Genomic DNA, 3,565 nt, shown 5'->3' with positions numbered 1-3,565 from the left:
GTGCCGGCGTAGCTCAGTTGGTTAGAGCGCCTGATTGTGGATCAGGAGGTCCCCCGTTCAAGCCGGGGCGCTGGTACCAACAATCCCCCCTGAAATCCCGCCGCCGACGCGCGTCGCGACCCACCCGGGGACGGCCCCGGCGCCGTCCGGGACGCAAGGCCCGGCGTTCACCATCCTTCCGATTGCCCGCGCCTTTCGGCCGACGCCCGCGCGCCGTGCTGGAAATCCGGCGCGACATAGCGGAGAGTTCCCGCAAGCAGGAACGACCAAGGGGGAAATGTCATGACGCGAGCCATCGCGATACTCGGGGCATCGAACACCGGCAAGTCGACGCTGGTCGATCGCATCCGCGCGCTCGAAGGCAAGCCACCGGCTCCCGCCGGCCCGGGCGAGCTTCGCGTCGCGAGCCTCACCCATCTCGGCGAGGACTGGCAGGCGATCGACACGCCGGGGTCGATCGAATTCCTCTCGGTCGCCGCCGATGCCCTGCTCGCGGCCGACGCCGCCGTGATCTGCGTCTCGCCGGATCCGGACGCCGCCGTGCTCGCCGCGCCCTACCTCCGGCTGGTGGAGCGGTCCGGAACGCCGGCCCTTGTTTTCGTGAACCGCATGGACGAGGCGGTCGGCCGTTTGCGCGACGTGGTCGCCGCGCTCCAGGACTACACGCCGCGGCCGATCGTGCTGCGCCAGGTGCCGATCCGCCGCGACGGGCATGTGGTCGGCGCCGTCGATCTCGTCTCGGAACGGGCCTGGGCCTATCGCGAGGGCGAACCCTCTCGCCTGATCGAGATCCCGAAGGAAGTGACCGAGCGCGAGCGCGAGGCGCGCGGCGACCTGCTCGAACATCTTTCGAGCTTCGACGACCATCTGCTGGAGGAGTTGATCGAGGACCAGACGCCGCCGAGCGCCGAGGTCTATGCGATCTGCGCCCAGGTGCTCGGCGCTCGGACGGCCATGCCGGCGCTGATCGGCTCGGCCGCGCATGGCAATGGCATCACGCGGCTGATGAAGGCGCTGCGCCACGAGGCGCCCGGACCGGCCGCGCTCAGGGACCGGCTGCGCGAACAGGCCGGGCTCGACGCCGCGCCCAGCGCCGTCGTCTTCAGCGGCGCGCATCGCAAGCATCTCGGCCGCGCGCTCCTGCTGCGCGCGCTGGAACCGCTGCCCGCCAACCGGCCGCTCGGCGGGCGGGCGCCGGGGCAGTTCGGTTGCGCCGATCCGCGCGACGGGCGCCATCTCGACGCCGCGGCCGACGGCGAGATCGTCTCGCTCGTCAAGGCCGACCACCTGACGCCGGGCCTGCTCGTCACCGGGGCGGGCACCTTCCCCGCCCCCGCCTGGCACCGCGCACCGCGGCCGCAGACCCGGCGCATCCTCGAGCCGATGACCGAGCGCGAAGGCGTCAAGCTCTCGGGCGCGCTCGCCACCCTCGCCGAGACCGATGGCGCGCTCCGCGTCGGGCAGGATCCGGTGACCGGCGCCGCCCTGATCGGCATCCAGGGGCCGCTGCATCTGCGCGTCCTGCGCCAGCGCCTGAAGGAGACCTTCGGGTTGGAGGCCCGCGACAGCGTGCCGCCGCCCGCCTATCGCGAGACCGTCACGCGCCCCCACGACCAGGCCTATCGCCACAAGAAGCAGACGGGCGGCGCCGGCCAGTTCGCCGATGTCAAGCTGACCGTCGCGCCCGGCGCCCGCGGCGCGGGCTTCGTCTTCTCGGAATTGGTCAAAGGCGGCGCCGTGCCCCGCAACTACATCCCCGCCGTCGAACAGGGTGCGCGCGACGCGATGGAGCGCGGGCCGCTCGGCTTTCCGGTGATCGACGTGGCCGTGGTGCTGACCGACGGGCTGCATCACGCGGTCGACAGTTCCGAAATGGCCTTCCGCATCGCCGGCCGCCGCGCCGTTGGCGAGGCTCTGCGCGAGGCGGCGCCGGTATTGCTGCAACCGGTGTTCAAGGTGGCGATCCACGCGCCGGCGGCCTTTACCGGGGCGATCTCGCCCATCGTCTCGGCGCATCTCGGCCAGGTTCTCGGCTTCGACGCCGACCCCGATGCCAAGGGCTGGGAGGTCTTCGCCGCCCTGATCCCGGGCGCCGCGCTCGCCGACCTCGCGAACGACATTCGCGCGGCAACCCAGGGTGTCGGTTCGTTCGAGGCGGCTTTCGATCATTATGAGGAGTTGCACGGCAAGGCGGCCGAACGCATCGTGCAGGATCACGCGCGCGAGCCGGCCTGAGGCAAGCCAAGACCCGCCACCCCGCCGACCGATTTCCATGTCGGGACCAAGCCCTTCTGCGCCGTGCGGTTCCCCGACCATCGCGCTTGACCCTCCGCCGCGGCGGCGCGCGGGGCGCTGCTCGCGCATTTCCGCGCCGGCTGACCGGTCAGGCCGCTGGCGGTGTTCCCATCGGCCGCGACTTGGGCTAGAGCGGGCCGCGCAGCGAAAGGGAGACACGCGGGTGACCGAACGGCGGAACGGCCTGACCTACGCGGACGCGGGCGTCGACATCGACGCGGGGAACGCCCTCGTGGAACGGATCAAGCCGGTCGCCCGGCGCACGGACCGGCCCGGGGTCATGGCGGGCCTCGGCGGCTTCGGCGCGCTCTTCGACCTGCGCGCGGCGGGGTTTCAGGATCCGATCCTCGTCGCCGCGACGGACGGCGTCGGTACCAAGCTGCGCGTCGCGATCGAGAGCGGGCGACTCGGGACGGTCGGTATCGACCTCGTCGCCATGTGCGTCAACGACCTCGTCTGTCAGGGCGCGGCGCCGCTGTTCTTTCTGGACTATTTCGCCACCGGCAAGCTCGAGGTCGCCGAGGCGGCGGCCGTCATCGCCGGCATCGGCGAGGGCTGCGCCCTCGCCGGCGCGGCGCTCGTCGGCGGCGAAACCGCCGAGATGCCGGGCATGTACGCCGACGGCGACTTCGACCTCGCCGGCTTCGCCGTCGGCGCGATGGAACGCGGCCAGGGACTGCCCCGCGACGTGGCGGCCGGCGATGTCCTCATCGGCCTCGCTTCGAGCGGCGTGCATTCCAACGGCTACAGCCTCGTGCGCCGCGTGGTCGCGCAAAGCGGTCTCGGCTGGGACGCGCCCTCGCCCTTCGGTCCCGGCACGCTCGGCGAGGCGCTGCTGGCGCCGACACGCATCTATGTCCGCCCCCTGCTCGACGCCATCGCCGCGGGCGGCGTGCACGGGCTGGCCCATATCACCGGCGGCGGCCTGACCGAGAACACGCCGCGGATGCTGCCCGATGGTCTGGGCGCCGAGATCGACCTCGGCGCCTGGGACCTTCCGCCGGTCTTTCGCTGGCTCCGGACCGAGGCCGGCATCGCCCCGGCGGAAATGCTGAAGACCTTCAATTGCGGCGTCGGCCTCGTCCTCGCGGTCGCGCCGGACCGGGCCGGGGACATCGCCGCCCTTCTCGCCGCCGCGGGCGAGACGGTCACGACCATCGGTCGCATCGTCCCCGGGGCCGGCGTCCGCTTTTCGGGCGATCTGTGAGCCCCGGCATGGCGCGCCGCCGCGTGGCCATCCTGATCTCGGGTGGCGGCTCGAACATGGTGG

The 3,565-nt window shown here is 72.3% G+C and carries 2 protein-coding genes and 1 tRNA gene; all 3 read left to right on the top strand.

Annotated elements, in window-relative coordinates:
* The first annotated feature begins 2 nt into the window (after positions 1-2).
* The 3 genes from KBA23_RS16290 (at position 3) to purM (ending at position 3,502) form a co-directional block, all read left to right on the top strand.
* A tRNA-His gene (locus KBA23_RS16290) sits at positions 3-79 on the top strand.
* Between the two features lie 203 nt (positions 80-282).
* The gene (locus KBA23_RS16285) at positions 283-2,235 is read left to right on the top strand and encodes an elongation factor G (RefSeq protein ID WP_290743184.1); all 1,953 of its coding nucleotides are present in this window, start codon (positions 283-285) and stop codon (positions 2,233-2,235) included.
* Between the two features lie 223 nt (positions 2,236-2,458).
* Positions 2,459-3,502, top strand: coding sequence for a phosphoribosylformylglycinamidine cyclo-ligase (purM, locus tag KBA23_RS16280; RefSeq protein ID WP_290743183.1), 1,044 nt, complete (start codon positions 2,459-2,461; stop codon positions 3,500-3,502).
* Positions 3,503-3,565: the final 63 nt, after the last annotated feature.

The sequence above is a fragment of the Amaricoccus sp. genome (genome assembly GCF_017995835.1).
In the GTDB taxonomy this organism is placed as follows: domain Bacteria; phylum Pseudomonadota; class Alphaproteobacteria; order Rhodobacterales; family Rhodobacteraceae; genus Amaricoccus.
Note: the sequence above shows the minus strand (reverse complement) of the source record. Positions and strands in the feature narration are given on the sequence as shown.